The following is a 16061-nucleotide window of genomic DNA, read 5'->3' as shown; positions in this document are numbered from 1 at the left end:
AATATTTGTGTCTTTTGCCTGAAATAACACCTGAGTTATGTAATACCAATTTGAAAAAAGAATGCGACAGATTGTAGGGAACAGTGCCGTGCCCTCTAGCATATATTGATGTGTCGCAAACATTATTTGATTTGGTATGAATTAAATGTGAAAAAATTAAGTAAATATTTAGGTCTGCTTTCTCTAACCAATTTATCCTCAGTTAGAGGAAGCGGACTTTCCGCATATCACATAATTTCTGGAAATTGCTGTAGTTAATATTAATTTAAATAATATAGCCCTCAATTAAAATTATACAGTTTAGGTTTTCTTAATCTTGGATTACAAATTATAAATTTGTAATTTGGATAACAGCCAACATACGTAAACCGCATAAGAATTGTATAATAATAGCCTAAAATATATGAAAATTTTTTTAAATTATCAGCGATTACATAGAGAATATATTAAACAGTAATTACAGGATGTAATTGTAAATTTTGGGAGTCTCTAGCCGTGTCAGCCAGTATGATTCGTCAAAACCAAGCTATTAATAGATTTGATGCGATTCGCAAAGATGTAGATGTTCAGAAGTTGATGAATTTGTTGGCGGCGTATCCTTTAGCAAAGCAAATAGTGCTAGCAAATTTACACAAGCAATCGCCACAGGAGATGCGGCTAGATTGGCAGGCTGTTAATATAAATTTAAATAAATTTAGCGATTATAAAAGTAAAACAATCTTTAAATGTGTAGAATATCCTCACAAGGATTTATCTGCTGATACACAGACGTTACTATTGTACTTATCTCCCTTGAAGGGTTTGATTGACCGGAATGAACTGGTAAATTACATTCAAGAACTACAAAACTTAGAATTACTTAAGAAATATTCCCTCAAAAAAATTGATGCAGCTATTCAAGAAGCTATTGACTGGGGATTGTTACAATATCATAATATTTTCGCTAATTTGCTGATTATCCAGCCTGTATTTCCTTACTTTTTGCAGCAGAAGTTAGAAAGCCTCAATGAGCAAATGCATCAAGCCTTAGATGAGGCATTTAAAAATCACTATTTAAAGTATGCAGAAAAATATCACCAATTGCTAAATTCCCATGATTACCAAGAGCGGGAAAAGGGCAGATTATTTTGTCAATGGCAATATGAAAACCTCTACAAAGCCTTAGAATTATGCTTGCATAAGCAAGAAAGTATGAGTATTTATTTTTGTCTAGATAGATACTTAGATTTGATTAATGACAATCAAACAAATCAGAAGTTAGCAGAAATAGTCTGTCAAAATTTAGAAAAATATCCATCTGTATTTATTAAAAGTGAATTAGGCTATCAAATACCCTTAGCAATTCAAAAACTAGGTCGCTGGCAACTGTTAAAAAAACAATATTCACAAGCCAGAGAATCTTACATAAAAGCATTACAAATATACAAGACTTTAGACAGCCAAAAGCAGATACAGAAACAAATTTGGCAAGCTAGCACCTACTACAATTTAGGGATAATTGCCCAGCAAATGCAAGAATTTGCACAAGCAGAAAGTAATTATCAACAAGCTTTGCATATTTATATTAAATATGGCGATCGCTATCATCAAGCCCGTACTTATGACCAATTAGGCAATATTACTCAACAAATATGGGAATTGTCACAGGCGCAGAATTATTATCAACAAGCGTTACAAATCTACGTTGAACATGGCGATCGCTATTCATGTGCCCGCACCTACTACAATTTAGGGATAATTGCCCAAGAATTGCGGGAATTTACCGAAGCCCAGCGCAATTATCAGCAAGCGTTACAAATCTACATCGAACATAGCGATCGCTATTCTTGCGCCAGCACCTATTACAATTTGGGTGTAGTTGCCGAAGCGTTACAAGAGCTATCACCAGCACAGCGTAATTATCAACAGGCTTTGGATATTTATATTGAACATGGCGATCGCCAGCACCAAGCACTGACATATCAAAATTTGGCAAGTATAGCCCAAAAAACACAGGAATTTGCAGCAGCGCAACAACATTATCAACAAGCTTTGATCATCTACATTGAATATGGCGATCGCGATGAGCAAGCCAAGATATATCAAGATTTGGCAAGTGTAGCCCAAAAAACACAGGAATTTGTCGAAGCGCAACGCTATTATCAACAAGCTTTGGATATCTACATCGAACAAAGCGATCGCTATGAGCAAGCCAATATCTACCAACACTTGGGGCTAGTTGCTCAACAGATGCAGAATTTAGCAAAGACGCAACGCTATTATCAACAAGCTTTGGATATTTATATTGAATATGGCGATCGCTATAAACAAGCCCGTACTTATCAAAACCTGGGGATGATTGCCCAGACTATCCAGGATACAGCACAGGCGCGCCAAAATTATCAAAGAGCTTTAGATATTTTTGTGGAATATGGCGATCGCTATTCTCAAGCTCATATTGAGTTGCAATTAGAAATTTTAGCAGAAGTCTAGCTAGTCCTCGTCATTAACGAGCCATCAAAGATTGGCTTAACCAATATGCAACCGTAGCAAATATCAATATTACAGACACAGGGCCAAACCAAATTCCTAAAGTAGGATTTTCGGTAGTGGCGAGATTGTACATTTGCCATTCAATGTAAGCAAAGAGCCAAACTAATTCAAACTTTAACCAAACGATCATTGAGCAAGCAATTTGATATTGTCTAAATGCATTTTCTTCCGTAATTGTCACTACATAATTAAAAGTATGGGGATAGCGGTTGATCAATGTCAGCATTCCATACATAAATAAACCCACTATTGGTAACAACCAGATAACTGTTTTGCTACCCCAGCCGTTAGCGCGTCCATCAACGCCAAAATGGACTGGTATCGTATCGGGTAATGTTAACCAACCGTGAAGTGCGATGCCAAATAATGCCACTATTCCTGCTAACGCACCCCAATTTATTATTTGCAATAGCTGCGATTCAGGAATTACAAGAACAGGCCTTTGATTACTCATGATATTTACCTTAATCTGCTGATTTTGGTCTTAATCTAGCCTGATTTTTGAAATATGAAACTACCCCAAATGTCAAAAAAAATTACAATCTTCTCTATGGTAAGTTTGCTTCCCCCTAGTGGACTGACAAGACTAAAATAGTGCATAAAAAAACTCTTGTGGGATGGGTGTCTCACCCGTCCGGGGCGGACAAGATGTCCACCCCACAAGAAAAATTATTGCAACATTTTAGCAACGCATGAAAAGCTTTTCCATCGGTGCGTTAGCTTTAGCTTAACGCACTCTACTAGACTGACACGCCTAAAATGAGGCATTAGATTTGATTAAATTAACCGCAGATAAACAAGGCAGTGCGCCCTTGCGGTTCCCCGACTTGTACCCCTACGGGGAAGCAAGCTACGCGTAGCGTCTCCCCTTGGGAGAAGCAACTGCCGTGCCGATAAACGCCGATGAATTTTTGCTATTGCATCAAATTAGCTGTGTCAGTCCGCTACTAAATCTATTGATTAACAAAATCAAAAATATATTTTGATAAACGTATCACAAAAAATACGGTGTCCTTGTCAAATCCAATCACATAAAATTTCTGGCTATTCCTCCTGTTTCCTGCTCCTTAATGTTCATTCAGATAAAATTTCTCTGCAACCAAGTTGATTAAAAATCTCTTCATCTACCTCCTTTGTCTCACCAACCTCTGTATTTTTGAACAGTACCGTAAATGCTCCTGCTCCTAACCTATCTTGGGGAAACAGACGATAACAAGGTATATCGGTTAAATGCGATTGGTAATTTTGGAAATTACTCACTTTAATTGCCTCAAATTGAGGAAATCTCTGTAAAAACCATTCACACACTTCCTCATTTTCTTCTGGAGAATAGGTACAAGTCATATAAGCTAAATAGCCTTGAGGCGCTACCAATCTAGCAGAATTAGCTATAATCCGTTTTTGCCGATTAGCACATTTATTAATATTAGTTGGGTGAAAACATCCTGGTGCTTTTTCACCTTTAGCGAGTAAAGATTGCCCAGAACAAGGAGCATCCACTAAAACCAAATTACTAGATAATGGTATAGTTTCCGCCAAAATACTAGAATCTCGATTAACTACAAAGCTGGGTTTAATCTGGCAACGTTTCAAATTAGAAATTAACATTCCTAACCGTTTACCAATTACCTCATTACTAATTAGTAATTCAGGTTGCAAAGCCTTCCACGCAAAGATACTCTTGCCTCCCGGTGCAGCACACATATCAAATATCAGCTTTACCGATGGTGAAATTGTTAATAAAGGCGCTGCTGCAAATACAGAAGAAAAATCCAGACAATAAAAATCTCCTTGGTCATGCAGAGGATGTTTACCTGGCTTTTCTCCTAAAGGTAACCTATCTACAAATTCCGGTTGCCAACTAGCTGGTGTTTCTACAGAAAAAGGTGAAATTTTTGGTCTTGATTGACACCATAAAATGCAAGGATGAAAAGGTTGAGGATTAATCAGCGCTGCAATAAATTTCTCTTGAATATCAACGTTTGCAAACAAACGCTTTGCAAGTTTAATTAATAGATTTGAAGGTTTTTCCATCGATAAATCAAACTGTTATGAAAGAACAATGCCAAGCTAAGGTTTAGCTGCATACTGAAAAACATCATGTCATTTGAAATGGGGGCATGGGGCATGGGGCATAGGGCATAGGGCATAGGGCATTGGACATTAAGCATTTGGTGTTTGGTGTTTGGTTTTAGGTGTTTGTAATTGATTATTTCCCCTTTCCCCATATTCTCTTATCTTCCTAGTCCCCAATCCCCAATCCCCAGTCCCCAATCCCCAATCCCCAGTCCCCAATTCCCAATCCCCAGCCCCCAAACTACACCACCGAGGGTCATGATATTCGATAATTTTCAGCAAAAAATACGCAAAGAAGCACAGCTGTGGCGAGACGAAGGCATAATTAGTGCTTCGCAATACCAACAGTTAGCAGACCGTTATCAATTTAACAACATAGAAGCAGCTACGCGCGATCGCTCGCGGATGATTGCGATCGCAGTTGGCGGTATCTTGTTAGTGTTAGGTGTGATTATTTTTATCGCCGCCAACTGGCAAGAATGGTCGCGAGATGTCAAGTTTATCTTGATGATCAGTTTGTTTCTATCTGTTACTATCACTGGTTTTTACACTTGGCGAGAACCTGCACAGCGGAAAGCGGAAGGCAAAAAACTTGACCGCAGCAAACGCTCATTAGGAGAGGCTTTACTGATATTAGGCGCTTTTATTTTAGGCGCAAATATCCTCTTGATGGCTCAAGTCTTCAATATTGCTGGTTCCACTGCGGAACTGTTTATTGCTTGGGGATTTGGGGTTGTGATCATGGCTTACAGCCTATCCTTAAATTCCTTGGGTATTCTGGGCATTGTCCTCGTCCTCATTGGTTATTGGAGTGGACTCGGAGACTGGTGGTACACTCAAGGCGAATGGACTTGGGCAAGATTAATTGTGCGACATATGCCCTTGATATCCTGGCTATTTTTTGTACCCTTAGCCTATTTTTGCCGATCGCGCTGGATTTTTGGATTAGCAGTTTTTGCTTTTGTCAGTTCCTTGCAATTCAACCTCAATCCCTTACAAGTACTAACTTACACTGATATTGCGCCGTGGGTGGCATCCTTCGCCTTTGCACTTCCACCAGCTTTATTGTGGAGTTACGATGACTTACTATTTCCCACGGTTAATTATCGCTTGTTTCAACCCCTAGCGCGTAGCCTGGCTTTATTCTGTTTTGGTTTTGCATTTTATATCTTGTCCTTTCGTTGGCAATGGCAATTTCCCGAAAATGGCTATATCCCGCCAACTACTAACAGCAACATCTTCAGAAGTCTTCCCATCATCGATATCGGGATTCTTAGTGGCTTGGCAGTCTTACAATGGTTATTTCTGCTGCGTCAACGCAATAATCCTGCCCGTCGAGAAATGGTTTTCAACCTGATCCTAATTGGGATATTTATTGGCATTACGGCTTTAGTACCTTTTTGGCATCAAGGTATTACTCGCATTAGCGAACTGGGAATTTTTGCCTTCAACGTTCTGTTAGTCATCTTAGCTTGGAAACTAATTCAAGAAGGATTGAAACTTAACGATAGACCCGCCTTCTGGGGCGGTATGCTATTGTTAACTTTACAAGTCCTCAGTCGGGTGTGGGAGTACAATACAGACTTGCTAGTCAAGTCGCTGGTTTTTGTAATGTGTGGTTCTGTACTAATTAGCGCCGGACTGTGGTTTGAACGTCGCCAATCTGAAGGAAAAAGTAAAAAAAGCAATTCGTAATTCGTAATTCATAATTCGTAATTCATAATTACGAAGAATTCGATAGAATGTTATCTCTGTGTATTCCTAATATTTGAGTAGTTAGGGGTTTTCAGAAAATAAATGATCCCACCTTCAGAGGAATAAATTCTTTCTCCTCTGCTTAGTCCGCTTCCTCTGCTGACATAGCGTTCGCGTAGCGTCCCGCAGGGATGGAATATTTTTTTAGTTGAAAGTCCCTTAGCCTGTCTCTGCGTAAGTCCTAATCCCGGTTATTTTCCTCTCCTTTCAGGACTACGCCCATGAAAAGTAATGCCTCCGAATCAAATAAATCCAGCGCTTCTGAATCGAATAAATCATCAAATAAATCTAATCAAGGTTGGTCTCCCGAAGCTGAATTTTCTGGAAAGCTGACTTTTCGGGATTATTTAATTGCTACTGAACAAAAAGCAAACCAACCTTTACCTTTTTGGCGGTTACTGGTTCCCCTGTTAATTCAAACAGGGTTGATTATGGCAGTACCGACCCAAGCTGTTTACACAGATGTTGCAGGCAAAACTGTGATTTTGCAAAGTGCGTCTGTAGATCCTGATGATGTGCGGCAAAATTACGCCATCAATTTAGACTATAACATTTCCCGAATTGCAACTTTGAGAAGACTACCTGGCTGGCAGGAGTTGCTAAGGCAAAATAGGGGTAGAACTAGACAATTGGCAGAAGGAACCAATTTGTATGTAACTCTGGAAGAGAGAGAATTTTCTGGTCGTGGTGTTCCGTCTGCTTGGAGGCCAATAAGAGTTAGCGGAAGACGACCCACAAACCTAGCAAATGATCAGGTCGCCTTAAAAGGCGTATATCGGGATGGCGTTGTCAATTATGGCGTAGAGACATATTACATCCCAGAGGAACAAAGGCAACGGATTAGTAGAGATATTTCCCGTGCTTTAGACTCTCGTGAAGGAAGACGACAACCAATAGTAGTCAAAGTCAAAGTCGATCCTCAAGGTAATGCTGTACCTATTAGTTTATGGGTGCGCGATCGCAACTATCGCTTTGAATAATTACTAATTTGTAATTCGTAATTCGTAGTTCGTAATTACTTAATAGTAGCCTGTGTTATCGCGCAGCAAAACTAAAAAAAACATCAATGACACTTTAAAGCATATTTAAGGTGCGTTGCTATAAGGCAGAACACACTCTACTCTGGAATAGCACTGACTTAAGTAAACATTGCTGCCCAGATCCCCGACTTTTTGAAAAAGTCGGGGATCTAAATCCCGCTAAAGTAAGTGACATTCCACCCTACTCTGTATATGCAAAGCGGCTATTTTGCGATTGATTATCCCAAAATAGCCGCTTTAACTACGAATTACAAATTACGAATTACGAATTGTTTAGTCTTGTTGGCGTAACTGCCAAGCTACACCAAAAGCTGCTCCGGCACCGGCTACTAAACCAGTACTCATTCCTTGTATAGTTTTTTGTATAGGGTCTTGAGTCAAGCAGTCACTAGTAACTGTCTTGGCTTCCAAACACATAGTACTTTCTGCCCAGCTGGTAGTACCGCCTAAAATAACACCACTCAAACTACAGAAAACAACTAGCATTAAAAGGCGTTTAGTTTTTCTATCCATATCAAGATGCGTTAAATATTGCAGTAAGTTAATAATCCTCAACTAGGATACACATCCTGGGACAGATTGTCAGCTGTATCAACTTGTGTTTTATGTGGGGCATGGGGCATGGGGCATAGGGCATTGGGCATTGGGCATTGGGCATAGGGCATTGGGCATAGGGCATTGGGCATTGGGCATTGGGAGACAGGGGAAAAACCAAACACCAATTACCAATTACCAATTACCCATTCCCCATTCCCCATTCCCCATTCCCCATTACCTACTCTTCTCCCCAAGTTCGCAATTGCAAATACACCAAAACTAGAGTTACTGCTAATAACACCGTTGCGGCTGCGGCTGCATAACCAAAATCAAATTGACCAAAAGCTTCTTGATAGATGTAATAAACTAGCAAATTCGTTGAATTTAACGGCCCGCCGCCTGTAATTACGTAAACTTGCTCAAAACTCCGCAAGGTAAAAATAGCAGTGGTAATAATCGCAAATATTAAAGTTGGTCGCAATCCGGGGAGGGTGATATGCCAAAATTGTTGCCAGCCATCTGCGCCATCCAATTCCGCAGCTTCGTAACGGCTGGGGGGAATAGCTTGTAACCCTGCTAAAAACACCACCATATTAAAGCCGAGTTGTTTCCAAATACTCAGTAAAATAAGTACTGGCATAGCCCAAAACGTATCCCCTAACCAAGGAATCGATGGAATGCCAAATATATTTAAAAATCCGTTAACGGGGCCAGTGGTTTGAAATAGCCAGCGAAATCCTAAGCCAGCAGCTACTAAGGAAATAATTGAAGGTAGAAAATAGGCGCTGCGGATGATGCCTCGTAAAGCCAAAGAACGATTTAATAGTACTGCTAGCCCTAGGGGAATCACTAAACTGGGAATTACTGTGGCAATCGTAAAATAAGCGGTATTAGCCAAAACTTGCCAAAAATCGGAATTTAACAGCAAGCGCCAATAATTTTTGAAGCCGACGAGATAAGTACCTTTTGAGGTAAAACTACCAGCTGTAAAACTGAGATAAAACAAATAGGCGATCGGCCAAATGATAAACAGACCTAGTAAAATCAGTGCGGGTGTGAGAAAAACCCAGGCGGCAACTGTATCATTATCTAGCAGTTGCATCTGAGAGGAACGGGATGTTTTCATAGCGGTTTTGGCTGTTGAATGCGGTAGGGTGTGATTCGACGCAGAGGTACTGCTAAGATCCTGTGAATTCTATTTGGCTCAAACGAATGCCTCACATTTTCCCCTACTTTGGCAAAATTGCGATCGCCAGCACAAAGCTGACCTCTAGCGTACTTATAGCATTATCGATGACACTCAATACAGCTGTGCTGGCTGAACCTGCAAAAGTACCAATTCCTAATCCAGCACCTACAAATCAGGCGATACCTACACCAATTCCTAATCCAGCGCCTACAGAACAGTCTACAAACCCCATTGCTCAAAAATTAATCGGTGAATGGCAAACTAAAGACCCTTCATCACCTGTGACGCTAACTTTTATGTTCTCGCCAGATGGTAAATTATATGTTCTGTCGCCTGATACAAAAACTTCTGTAGCTGTGGAATTTCAATATCAAATCAACCCGACAGCCCAACCAATGCATTTAAATGTCATAGTCGCTAAAGAAAAACAACCAGTTCTGACAATTTTTGAATTTACAGCTGATGGTCAACTGCGGTTGCAATTAGATAATACCGACCCTGGTAAACCACGACCAACAGCTTTCTCTGGGACAGCCACCCTATTCACCAAAGTTTCCGATACCACGAAGCTACCGGAGAATACCAAGTTTATTAACCCGCAAATATGAGTAATAATTCTACAATCGATACTGCTACAACTAGTTTGATTTCGCCCAACATTTCTCATGAGGTCTTAAAAACCAGCACTCCTTTAAAATTAGGCATTCTCGCCTCAGGAAATGGCAGCAATTTTGAGGCGGTAGCCCAAGCTATTGCAGGCGGACAGCTAAACGCCCAAATTCAAGTTTTGATTTACAACAACCCTGATGCTAAGGCTGCTGTGCGGGCAGCGAATTGGGGTGTAGAGGCGGTATTGTTGAATCACCGCGATTGCAAAAATCGACAAAAGTTTGATGGGCAAATTGTACAGACTTTGCAGCAGTACGATGTAGATTGGGTAATTTTAGCTGGCTGGATGCGGCTATTAACACCAGTATTAATTGATGCTTTTCCTGACAGAATTATTAATATTCATCCCAGCTTGCTACCAAGTTTCAAAGGTATTCATGCGGTAGAACAAGCTTTGGCGGCTGGGGTAAAAATTACTGGTTGTACGGTGCATTTAGTATGTTTAGAAGTAGACAGCGGCCCTATTATCATCCAAGCAGCAGTACCAGTGTTAGCAGATGATACCGCAGCAACGCTTCACGCCAGGATTCAAGTTGAGGAACACCGAATTTTACCACAGGCGATCGCACTAGCCGCACACAGGCGATCGCTCATCCTCAATCATGCTTAAACGGAGAGGGACAGCCGCCCCGCCGCTTGGGGCATTGGGCATTGGTAATTTCTTCGCCATGCCCCATGCCCGATTCCCCATGCCCAAAAACTCCACCCACAAGGGGATGGAGTTTTTCATACTTTTCGCAACTTCCACAAATAACTAGAAATCAAATTCGTCATCACATGGGCAATAATTGGCACTAGCAAATTGCCACTCAATAGCGCACCATAGCCTAGCATTAAACCAACAATAGTTGCCCAAATCACATAAGGCCATTGTTGAGAGCCACTCAGATGCAATACCCCAAAGCAAAGGCTTGATACAATCACAGCGACATGATCCGCTCCTAAGGCGGGAATCATTACACCTCGAAATAATAATTCTTCACTTAATCCCGGTAGCAATCCCAGCCAAATAATATCTGGTAAAATTAAAGGCTTGAGTACCAAATCTAGATAATAATCTGCGCTTTTACGGTAGGCTGGCACAAAGCGATAAGTTAAGCCACTCACAATAGTGATAATTAATCCTAATCCCACCCCCAAAAGCAAATCAGTTTCATTCCAACGCCAAGGAAATAGGGAAAAGCCACCAAAGCGCAACCACAATTTAGCAACTATCCACAAAATAATTGCAGTCGCTCCCATCGCTCCCAATACTTGGATGCGTGTTAGGTAAGGAATTTCTGGTTCTTGTTTTTGTTGTTCAACCACGGGTGTTTAGGGGAATTGGGGATTGGGGATTGGGGAACTCGGGGCCCCCTCTGGGGATAAGGGGTAATGGAGATTGGGGATTATGGAAGAAATAATTTATTAATTTTGACTTTTGACTCTTGACTCTTAACTAATAACAAGTTGCTGTAGAGAATTTATTTGCGGACGGAGAGCAGAGGGATCGACACCTGCTTTGTGTGCTGCTAAAACACCTACTGCTTCTAAATATGAGTTTACCTGTATGGACTTGATCCCTAAAGGTTCTGGAGGAACTTGGATTTGAGTTTGGTTTTCTGCAACAGTAATAATTTGGCATTGCTTCTGATTTAAGCGCAAAATTGCACTACTACCACAAGCGGTTGCTGGTATTATTGCAGCATCAACTTGCTCTGACCAAATATCTTCTGGTAGATATTTGATTGTTCCTTTCTCTATGATAAATTGTGGTGCGCGACTTAAACCGACAAGTACACACGGTAAAAAAGTATAGCCTAATTCTTCGGCGGCAGAACGGGGAGATAAATTCGCATCTGGGGGGAATGAGGCTAAAGCTGGAGCATGGGCGCAGGGTATTTGAAAAGTACGTACAATTAAATGACTGATGACGGCTTCTGCGCCAGCTAAGGTATCTACGCCTTTACCTTGGCGGTAGTTTTCCACGGCTTCTGCTTCCATATCATCAGGGAAACGGGCTACTACTGCGATCGCATCTGCACCCGCTTGTTTAATTAATACTTCTGCTGCTCTTAATAAACTATCGGGGTTACCAATTGTCCCCCAACTAATACCAGATGGCGATGTGCGTAATTCTATATTTAGTGGCGTATCTGTTACAACATAATCTGTCAGGGTTAAGCCTAATGTAGCTCTGGCTGCATCTGCTGCTTGCAAGTGTCGCAGCCTTAATTCTGGCTCTATTCCCTGGTCTAAAAGTAAACCTATTTTATTTCTATGTACAGGGCGCAAACCCCATTCTCCCGCAGCAAATTTGTCCAACCCGTAACCTTCCACATAAAAAGTATTGGGTAAATTCCAGTACAAACTTGCACCATTGAGGACATTAGGGTGAGTAATTAGGCGATCGCACACCTGTGATATAACTCTGGCTACAGGTAAAGCATCCCCTGCATAACCCCCGATGGCTGCACCCACACCAGTAGGTACAATTAAAATAGCAGTATATGGACGTTGCATAAAATAGTTCGTAATTAATAATTCGTAATTCGTAATTATTTTCCTATGCTTTCAGACACGCGGTTTTTAAAACATTCATCACCATGTGTTTAACTTCTCGATTGCTAAATCAAGGGTCTGATACTGTTCTCTAAATTACGACTTACGAATTACGAATTAGTAATTATTCTGCAGTTGCTGTAGTCACTACAGCTTCTACAGTAACCTTTTCCTGTTCTGTATCCACAGAGGTAATTGCCCAACGTAAAGGTTCACCCTGTTTTTCTAATTCTGCGGCGATTGCTTGCTCTAACTCTGTAGGAGTTTCTTGGAGGTCAATTTCTGCGGTAATAAAATGAGTAGTCATTCTCGCCTATCCTTGTTATTATTGCTTTCTAGAATAACTGATATCAGCATAAAGGATGAAGTATTAAAAGAGAAATTTCTGTCAAATTTTCATCCTTTAGCCTTTATACTTCATTCTTTAATTAGTCTTTGCCAAATTGCAACTGATAAAGTGTATCTTCTTGTTCTGTTTCCAATTTGATATCAGACAGAGGTTTAGCTACACAAAGCAACACGTAACCTTGTTTTTGTAAATTTGGACTAACGCCCATACCATCAGTTTGATCCACAGAACCGGAGATAATTTTACCCGCGCAAGTTGTACAAACACCTGCATGACAAGAACTAGGTAATTCTAAACCAGCTTGATCGGCAACTGCTAAGATAGTTTCATTTTCAGGGACTTGTAAAGTGTGGCTCTCACCTTGATGGATGATTTCAACGGTGTATGTTTTGGACATATACAAAAAGAATGTAATTTAACTAACAAAGGAAATATTTTATCTGATGAATAGACACACAACCAAGTCGAGAAATGCCAACCCAAAAATTATTTTCAAATAGATTTATTGGCAGAAGTAGCTATACAGTGATAATTATAAGTCCTGGCCAGACCAAAAACTTCAAGTAGGGAGACTCATTACCAGTTGATACCGTGAAAGAAGACTTGTAAGCTTGAGTTCTCCTGAAATATAGGCAGTGATTATAAACACTAAAACCATTTTTGGCTAATATCTTGGAGTGTAGAATGTTGGAATCATATCGTCAACACGTTGTAGAAAGAGCTGAATTAGGAATTCCCCCCTTACCGCTAGATGCCAAGCAAACTTCCCAGTTGTGCGAATTACTGAAGAATCCGCCCAAGGGTGAAGAAGATACATTATTGCATTTATTGCGCGATCGCATACCCCCTGGAGTTGATGCCGCAGCTTATGTCAAAGCAGGGTTTCTCACAGCCATTGCCAAAGGTGAAACCAAAAGCCCCTTAATTTCACCCATCCAAGCAGTAGAATTACTGGGAACGATGGTAGGTGGCTACAATGTGCAATCTTTAATTGAATTGCTGCAAACTCCCACTGTCTCTGTATCAGACTCTGCTGAAACTCCTTTAGTCATGCAGGGACAAGGAAAGGAACCCATCGCTGCTTATGCCGCCAACGCTCTCAGCAAAATTTTGTTGGTGTATGATGCTTTCCATGATGTTTTGGAACTATCCAAAACCAATCCCTATGCCAAACGCGTCATAGATTCATGGGCGGAAGCTGAGTGGTTTACTGTTCGTCCCCAACTCCCAGAGACAATTACCGTTACAGTCTTCAAAGTTCCTGGGGAAACCAACACCGACGACTTATCCCCCGCCCAAAGTGCTACCACTCGCCCGGATATTCCCTTACACGCCTTAGTGATGCTAGAGTCACGGCAACCGGGAAGCTTAAAAACCATTGCCGATTTAAAGAAAAAAGGACATCCTGTGGCTTACGTCGGGGATGTAGTGGGTACGGGTTCCTCCCGGAAATCTGCCATCAATTCCGTATTGTGGCACATGGGTAATGATATTCCCTTTGTTCCCAACAAACGCGCTGGGGGATATATTTTAGGTGGTGCGATCGCGCCAATCTTCTTTAATACAGCTGAAGATGCTGGTGCTTTGCCAATTCAGTGTGATGTCACCAAGTTAGAAACAGGTGACGTGATTACCATCCATCCCTACAAAGGCGAAATCACCAACGAAGCAGGTGATGTGATTTCCACCTTCAACCTCAAACCCGATACCATCCTTGATGAAGTCCGTGCAGGTGGACGTATTCCTTTATTAATTGGGCGTACCCTCACCGACAAAACCCGCCAAGCACTCGGTTTAGAACCCAGCATCTTATTTATTCGTCCCCAAGCACCGGAAGATACAGGTAAAGGCTACACCCTCGCCCAAAAAATGGTAGGGAAAGCTTGCGGATTAGCCGGTGTGCGCCCTGGTACATCTTGCGAACCCATCATGACAACTGTTGGTTCCCAAGATACCACAGGCCCCATGACCCGCGACGAGTTAAAGGAACTCGCCTGTCTTGGTTTCAGCGCTGATTTGGTAATGCAGAGTTTCTGTCACACCGCAGCTTATCCCAAACCAGTAGATATCAAAACTCACCACGACTTACCAGACTTTTTTGCCCAACGTGGTGGCGTAGCCCTACGCCCCGGTGATGGTATCATTCACTCTTGGCTAAACCGGATGCTGCTACCCGACACCGTCGGTACAGGTGGCGACTCTCACACCCGCTTTCCCCTAGGTATTTCCTTCCCCGCAGGTTCCGGGTTAGTAGCCTTTGCCGCCGCTTTAGGTGTCATGCCTTTGGATATGCCAGAATCAGTTTTGGTAAGATTCAAAGGAGAATTACAACCAGGTATTACCCTCAGAGATATTGTTAACGCTATTCCCTACGTCGCCATTCAAAAAGGATTGCTAACAGTAGAGAAAGAAAACAAGAAAAATATCTTCTCAGGACGGATTTTAGAACTGGAAGGCTTACCCGATTTAAAAGTTGAACAAGCCTTTGAATTAACAGATGCATCAGCAGAACGTTCCTGTGCCGGTTGCACAATTAAACTGAGTACAGAAACAATTGCTGAATATCTGCGTTCTAACATCTCGCTGTTAAAGAATATGATAGCCAGAGGCTACCACGATGAGCGTACTATTCTCCGCCGCATCGCCAAAATGGAAGAATGGTTAGCCAATCCCGTATTACTTGAAGCTGATGCAGATGCCGAGTATGCCGAAATAATTGAAATTGATTTGAACGAAATCAAAGAACCAATTGTTGCTGCTCCCAATGACCCCGATAATGTAAAATTATTATCGGAAGTTGCTAATGATCCAGTACAAGAAGTATTCCTTGGTTCTTGTATGACAAATATCGGTCATTATCGCGCAACAGCGAAAGTATTGGAAGGCGCAGGTGAAGTCAAAACACGCCTGTGGATAGCACCCCCAACCCGCATGGACGAACACCAATTAAAAGAAGAAGGTGTATATAGCATTTTTGGTGCTGCGGGTGCTAGGACAGAAATGCCAGGATGTAGTTTATGCATGGGTAATCAAGCACGAGTTGCTGATGGCACAACTGTATTTTCCACCTCTACCCGCAACTTTAATAATCGCATGGGTAAAGGTGCAAGAGTGTATTTAGGTTCTGCCGAATTAGCCGCAGTTTGTGCATTGTTAGGACGCATTCCCACAGTACAAGAATACTTGGATATTGTGGCGAATAAAATTCATCCTTTTGCCGACAATTTATATCGGTATTTGAACTTCGATCAAATTGCGGGTTTTGAGGATGAAGGGCGCGTGATTTCTATAGAACAGCAGGCTTTGTTGGTATAGTTTAACTTGGGTGAGTCTTAATGGCTCACCTCAAGGTTGTTAAAGCTTTACTCTACTT

17 protein-coding genes are annotated in these 16061 nt (G+C 41.4%); 6 read left to right on the top strand and 11 right to left on the bottom strand.

What is annotated here, in order from left to right:
• Positions 1–495: 495 nt before the first annotated feature.
• Positions 496–2472, top strand: coding sequence for a tetratricopeptide repeat protein (locus HGR01_RS13020; RefSeq protein ID WP_155539607.1), 1977 nt, complete (start codon positions 496–498; stop codon positions 2470–2472).
• Between the two features lie 13 nt (positions 2473–2485).
• On the opposite strand, the gene HGR01_RS13015 is transcribed toward HGR01_RS13020, so the two are convergent.
• The 3 genes from HGR01_RS13015 to HGR01_RS13005 form a co-directional block, all read right to left on the bottom strand.
• Positions 2486–2986 (bottom strand): DUF1648 domain-containing protein, encoded by a 501-nt coding sequence (locus HGR01_RS13015; RefSeq protein WP_045874037.1) that lies wholly within the window; start codon positions 2984–2986, stop codon positions 2486–2488.
• A gap of 620 nt (positions 2987–3606) precedes the next feature.
• Positions 3607–4566 carry an RsmB/NOP family class I SAM-dependent RNA methyltransferase gene (locus HGR01_RS13010; RefSeq protein WP_045871571.1) on the bottom strand — a complete coding sequence of 320 codons (960 nt, stop codon included), beginning with the start codon at positions 4564–4566 and terminating at the stop codon, positions 3607–3609.
• A 129-nt stretch (positions 4567–4695) separates the two neighbouring features.
• Complete coding sequence (locus HGR01_RS13005; protein ID WP_263420029.1) at positions 4696–4827, bottom strand: hypothetical protein; 132 nt, start codon at positions 4825–4827, stop codon at positions 4696–4698.
• Positions 4828–4866: 39 nt separating this feature from the next.
• Here HGR01_RS13005 and HGR01_RS13000 point away from each other — a divergent pair, with 39 nt between their 5' ends.
• Positions 4867–6303, top strand: coding sequence for a DUF2157 domain-containing protein (locus HGR01_RS13000; RefSeq protein WP_194007965.1), 1437 nt, complete (start codon positions 4867–4869; stop codon positions 6301–6303).
• A gap of 281 nt (positions 6304–6584) precedes the next feature.
• Positions 6585–7343: a GDYXXLXY domain-containing protein gene (locus HGR01_RS12995; RefSeq protein WP_045871572.1), complete on the top strand. Its 759-nt coding sequence runs from the start codon at positions 6585–6587 to the stop codon at positions 7341–7343.
• A 333-nt stretch (positions 7344–7676) separates the two neighbouring features.
• Here HGR01_RS12995 and HGR01_RS12990 read toward each other — a convergent pair whose 3' ends face one another.
• The 3 genes from HGR01_RS12990 to HGR01_RS12980 are packed head-to-tail and all read right to left on the bottom strand — an operon-like array spanning position 7677 to position 9066.
• Positions 7677–7916 carry a hypothetical protein gene (locus HGR01_RS12990; RefSeq protein ID WP_045871573.1) on the bottom strand — a complete coding sequence of 80 codons (240 nt, stop codon included), beginning with the start codon at positions 7914–7916 and terminating at the stop codon, positions 7677–7679.
• A 28-nt stretch (positions 7917–7944) separates the two neighbouring features.
• A complete protein-coding gene (locus tag HGR01_RS12985) occupies positions 7945–8139 on the bottom strand; it encodes a hypothetical protein (RefSeq protein WP_155539361.1) in 195 nt (64 codons plus the stop codon).
• Between the two features lie 39 nt (positions 8140–8178).
• A complete protein-coding gene (locus tag HGR01_RS12980) occupies positions 8179–9066 on the bottom strand; it encodes a carbohydrate ABC transporter permease (RefSeq protein ID WP_045871574.1) in 888 nt (295 codons plus the stop codon).
• A 62-nt stretch (positions 9067–9128) separates the two neighbouring features.
• On the opposite strand from HGR01_RS12980, the gene HGR01_RS12975 reads away from it, so the two are divergent.
• Both HGR01_RS12975 and purN read left to right on the top strand, forming a co-directional pair.
• Positions 9129–9737 (top strand): hypothetical protein, encoded by a 609-nt coding sequence (locus HGR01_RS12975; protein WP_263420030.1) that lies wholly within the window; start codon positions 9129–9131, stop codon positions 9735–9737.
• On the top strand, positions 9734–10408 hold the full coding sequence (gene purN, locus HGR01_RS12970; protein ID WP_045871575.1) for a phosphoribosylglycinamide formyltransferase: 675 nt from the start codon (positions 9734–9736) through the stop codon (positions 10406–10408). Before HGR01_RS12975 ends, purN begins: the two co-directional genes overlap by 4 nt.
• Here purN and HGR01_RS12965 read toward each other — a convergent pair.
• From HGR01_RS12965 to HGR01_RS12945, 5 genes are all read right to left on the bottom strand, one after another.
• Complete coding sequence (locus tag HGR01_RS12965; protein ID WP_155539363.1) at positions 10367–10528, bottom strand: hypothetical protein; 162 nt, start codon at positions 10526–10528, stop codon at positions 10367–10369. The genes purN and HGR01_RS12965 overlap by 42 nt on opposite strands.
• Entirely contained in the window at positions 10525–11106 is a 582-nt protein-coding gene (locus HGR01_RS12960) for a CPBP family intramembrane glutamic endopeptidase (protein WP_045871576.1), read from the bottom strand. Before HGR01_RS12960 ends, HGR01_RS12965 begins: the two co-directional genes overlap by 4 nt.
• Before the next feature lie 126 nt (positions 11107–11232).
• Positions 11233–12300 (bottom strand): DUF3326 domain-containing protein, encoded by a 1068-nt coding sequence (locus HGR01_RS12955; RefSeq protein ID WP_045871577.1) that lies wholly within the window; start codon positions 12298–12300, stop codon positions 11233–11235.
• A 163-nt stretch (positions 12301–12463) separates the two neighbouring features.
• The gene (locus HGR01_RS12950) at positions 12464–12646 is read right to left on the bottom strand and encodes a hypothetical protein (protein WP_045871578.1); all 183 of its coding nucleotides are present in this window, start codon (positions 12644–12646) and stop codon (positions 12464–12466) included.
• 121 nt (positions 12647–12767) lie between these two features.
• Positions 12768–13085 carry a 2Fe-2S iron-sulfur cluster-binding protein gene (locus tag HGR01_RS12945; RefSeq protein ID WP_045871579.1) on the bottom strand — a complete coding sequence of 106 codons (318 nt, stop codon included), beginning with the start codon at positions 13083–13085 and terminating at the stop codon, positions 12768–12770.
• A gap of 287 nt (positions 13086–13372) precedes the next feature.
• On the opposite strand from HGR01_RS12945, the gene acnB reads away from it, so the two are divergent.
• The gene (acnB, locus tag HGR01_RS12940) at positions 13373–16003 is read left to right on the top strand and encodes a bifunctional aconitate hydratase 2/2-methylisocitrate dehydratase (protein WP_045871580.1); all 2631 of its coding nucleotides are present in this window, start codon (positions 13373–13375) and stop codon (positions 16001–16003) included.
• The last annotated feature ends 58 nt before the right edge of the window (positions 16004–16061 follow it).

The organism is Tolypothrix sp. PCC 7712 (assembly GCF_025860405.1).
Lineage (GTDB): Bacteria > Cyanobacteriota > Cyanobacteriia > Cyanobacteriales > Nostocaceae > Aulosira > Aulosira diplosiphon.
This window is presented reverse-complemented; position numbering and strand designations above follow the sequence as displayed.

Excerpts from the sequence above, each read along its gene's own strand:
- HGR01_RS13015 (WP_045874037.1), bottom strand. The coding sequence starts at position 2,986 with ATGAGTAATCAAAGGCCTGTTCTTGTAATTCCTGAATCGCAGCTATTG.
- HGR01_RS13010 (WP_045871571.1), bottom strand. The coding sequence starts at position 4,566 with ATGGAAAAACCTTCAAATCTATTAATTAAACTTGCAAAGCGTTTGTTT.
- HGR01_RS13000 (WP_194007965.1), top strand. The coding sequence starts at position 4,867 with ATGATATTCGATAATTTTCAGCAAAAAATACGCAAAGAAGCACAGCTG.
- HGR01_RS12995 (WP_045871572.1), top strand. The coding sequence starts at position 6,585 with ATGAAAAGTAATGCCTCCGAATCAAATAAATCCAGCGCTTCTGAATCG.
- HGR01_RS12990 (WP_045871573.1), bottom strand. The coding sequence starts at position 7,916 with ATGGATAGAAAAACTAAACGCCTTTTAATGCTAGTTGTTTTCTGTAGT.
- HGR01_RS12980 (WP_045871574.1), bottom strand. The coding sequence starts at position 9,066 with ATGAAAACATCCCGTTCCTCTCAGATGCAACTGCTAGATAATGATACA.
- purN (WP_045871575.1), top strand. The coding sequence starts at position 9,734 with ATGAGTAATAATTCTACAATCGATACTGCTACAACTAGTTTGATTTCG.
- HGR01_RS12965 (WP_155539363.1), bottom strand. The coding sequence starts at position 10,528 with ATGAAAAACTCCATCCCCTTGTGGGTGGAGTTTTTGGGCATGGGGAAT.
- HGR01_RS12955 (WP_045871577.1), bottom strand. The coding sequence starts at position 12,300 with ATGCAACGTCCATATACTGCTATTTTAATTGTACCTACTGGTGTGGGT.
- HGR01_RS12950 (WP_045871578.1), bottom strand. The coding sequence starts at position 12,646 with ATGACTACTCATTTTATTACCGCAGAAATTGACCTCCAAGAAACTCCT.
- HGR01_RS12945 (WP_045871579.1), bottom strand. The coding sequence starts at position 13,085 with ATGTCCAAAACATACACCGTTGAAATCATCCATCAAGGTGAGAGCCAC.
- acnB (WP_045871580.1), top strand. The coding sequence starts at position 13,373 with ATGTTGGAATCATATCGTCAACACGTTGTAGAAAGAGCTGAATTAGGA.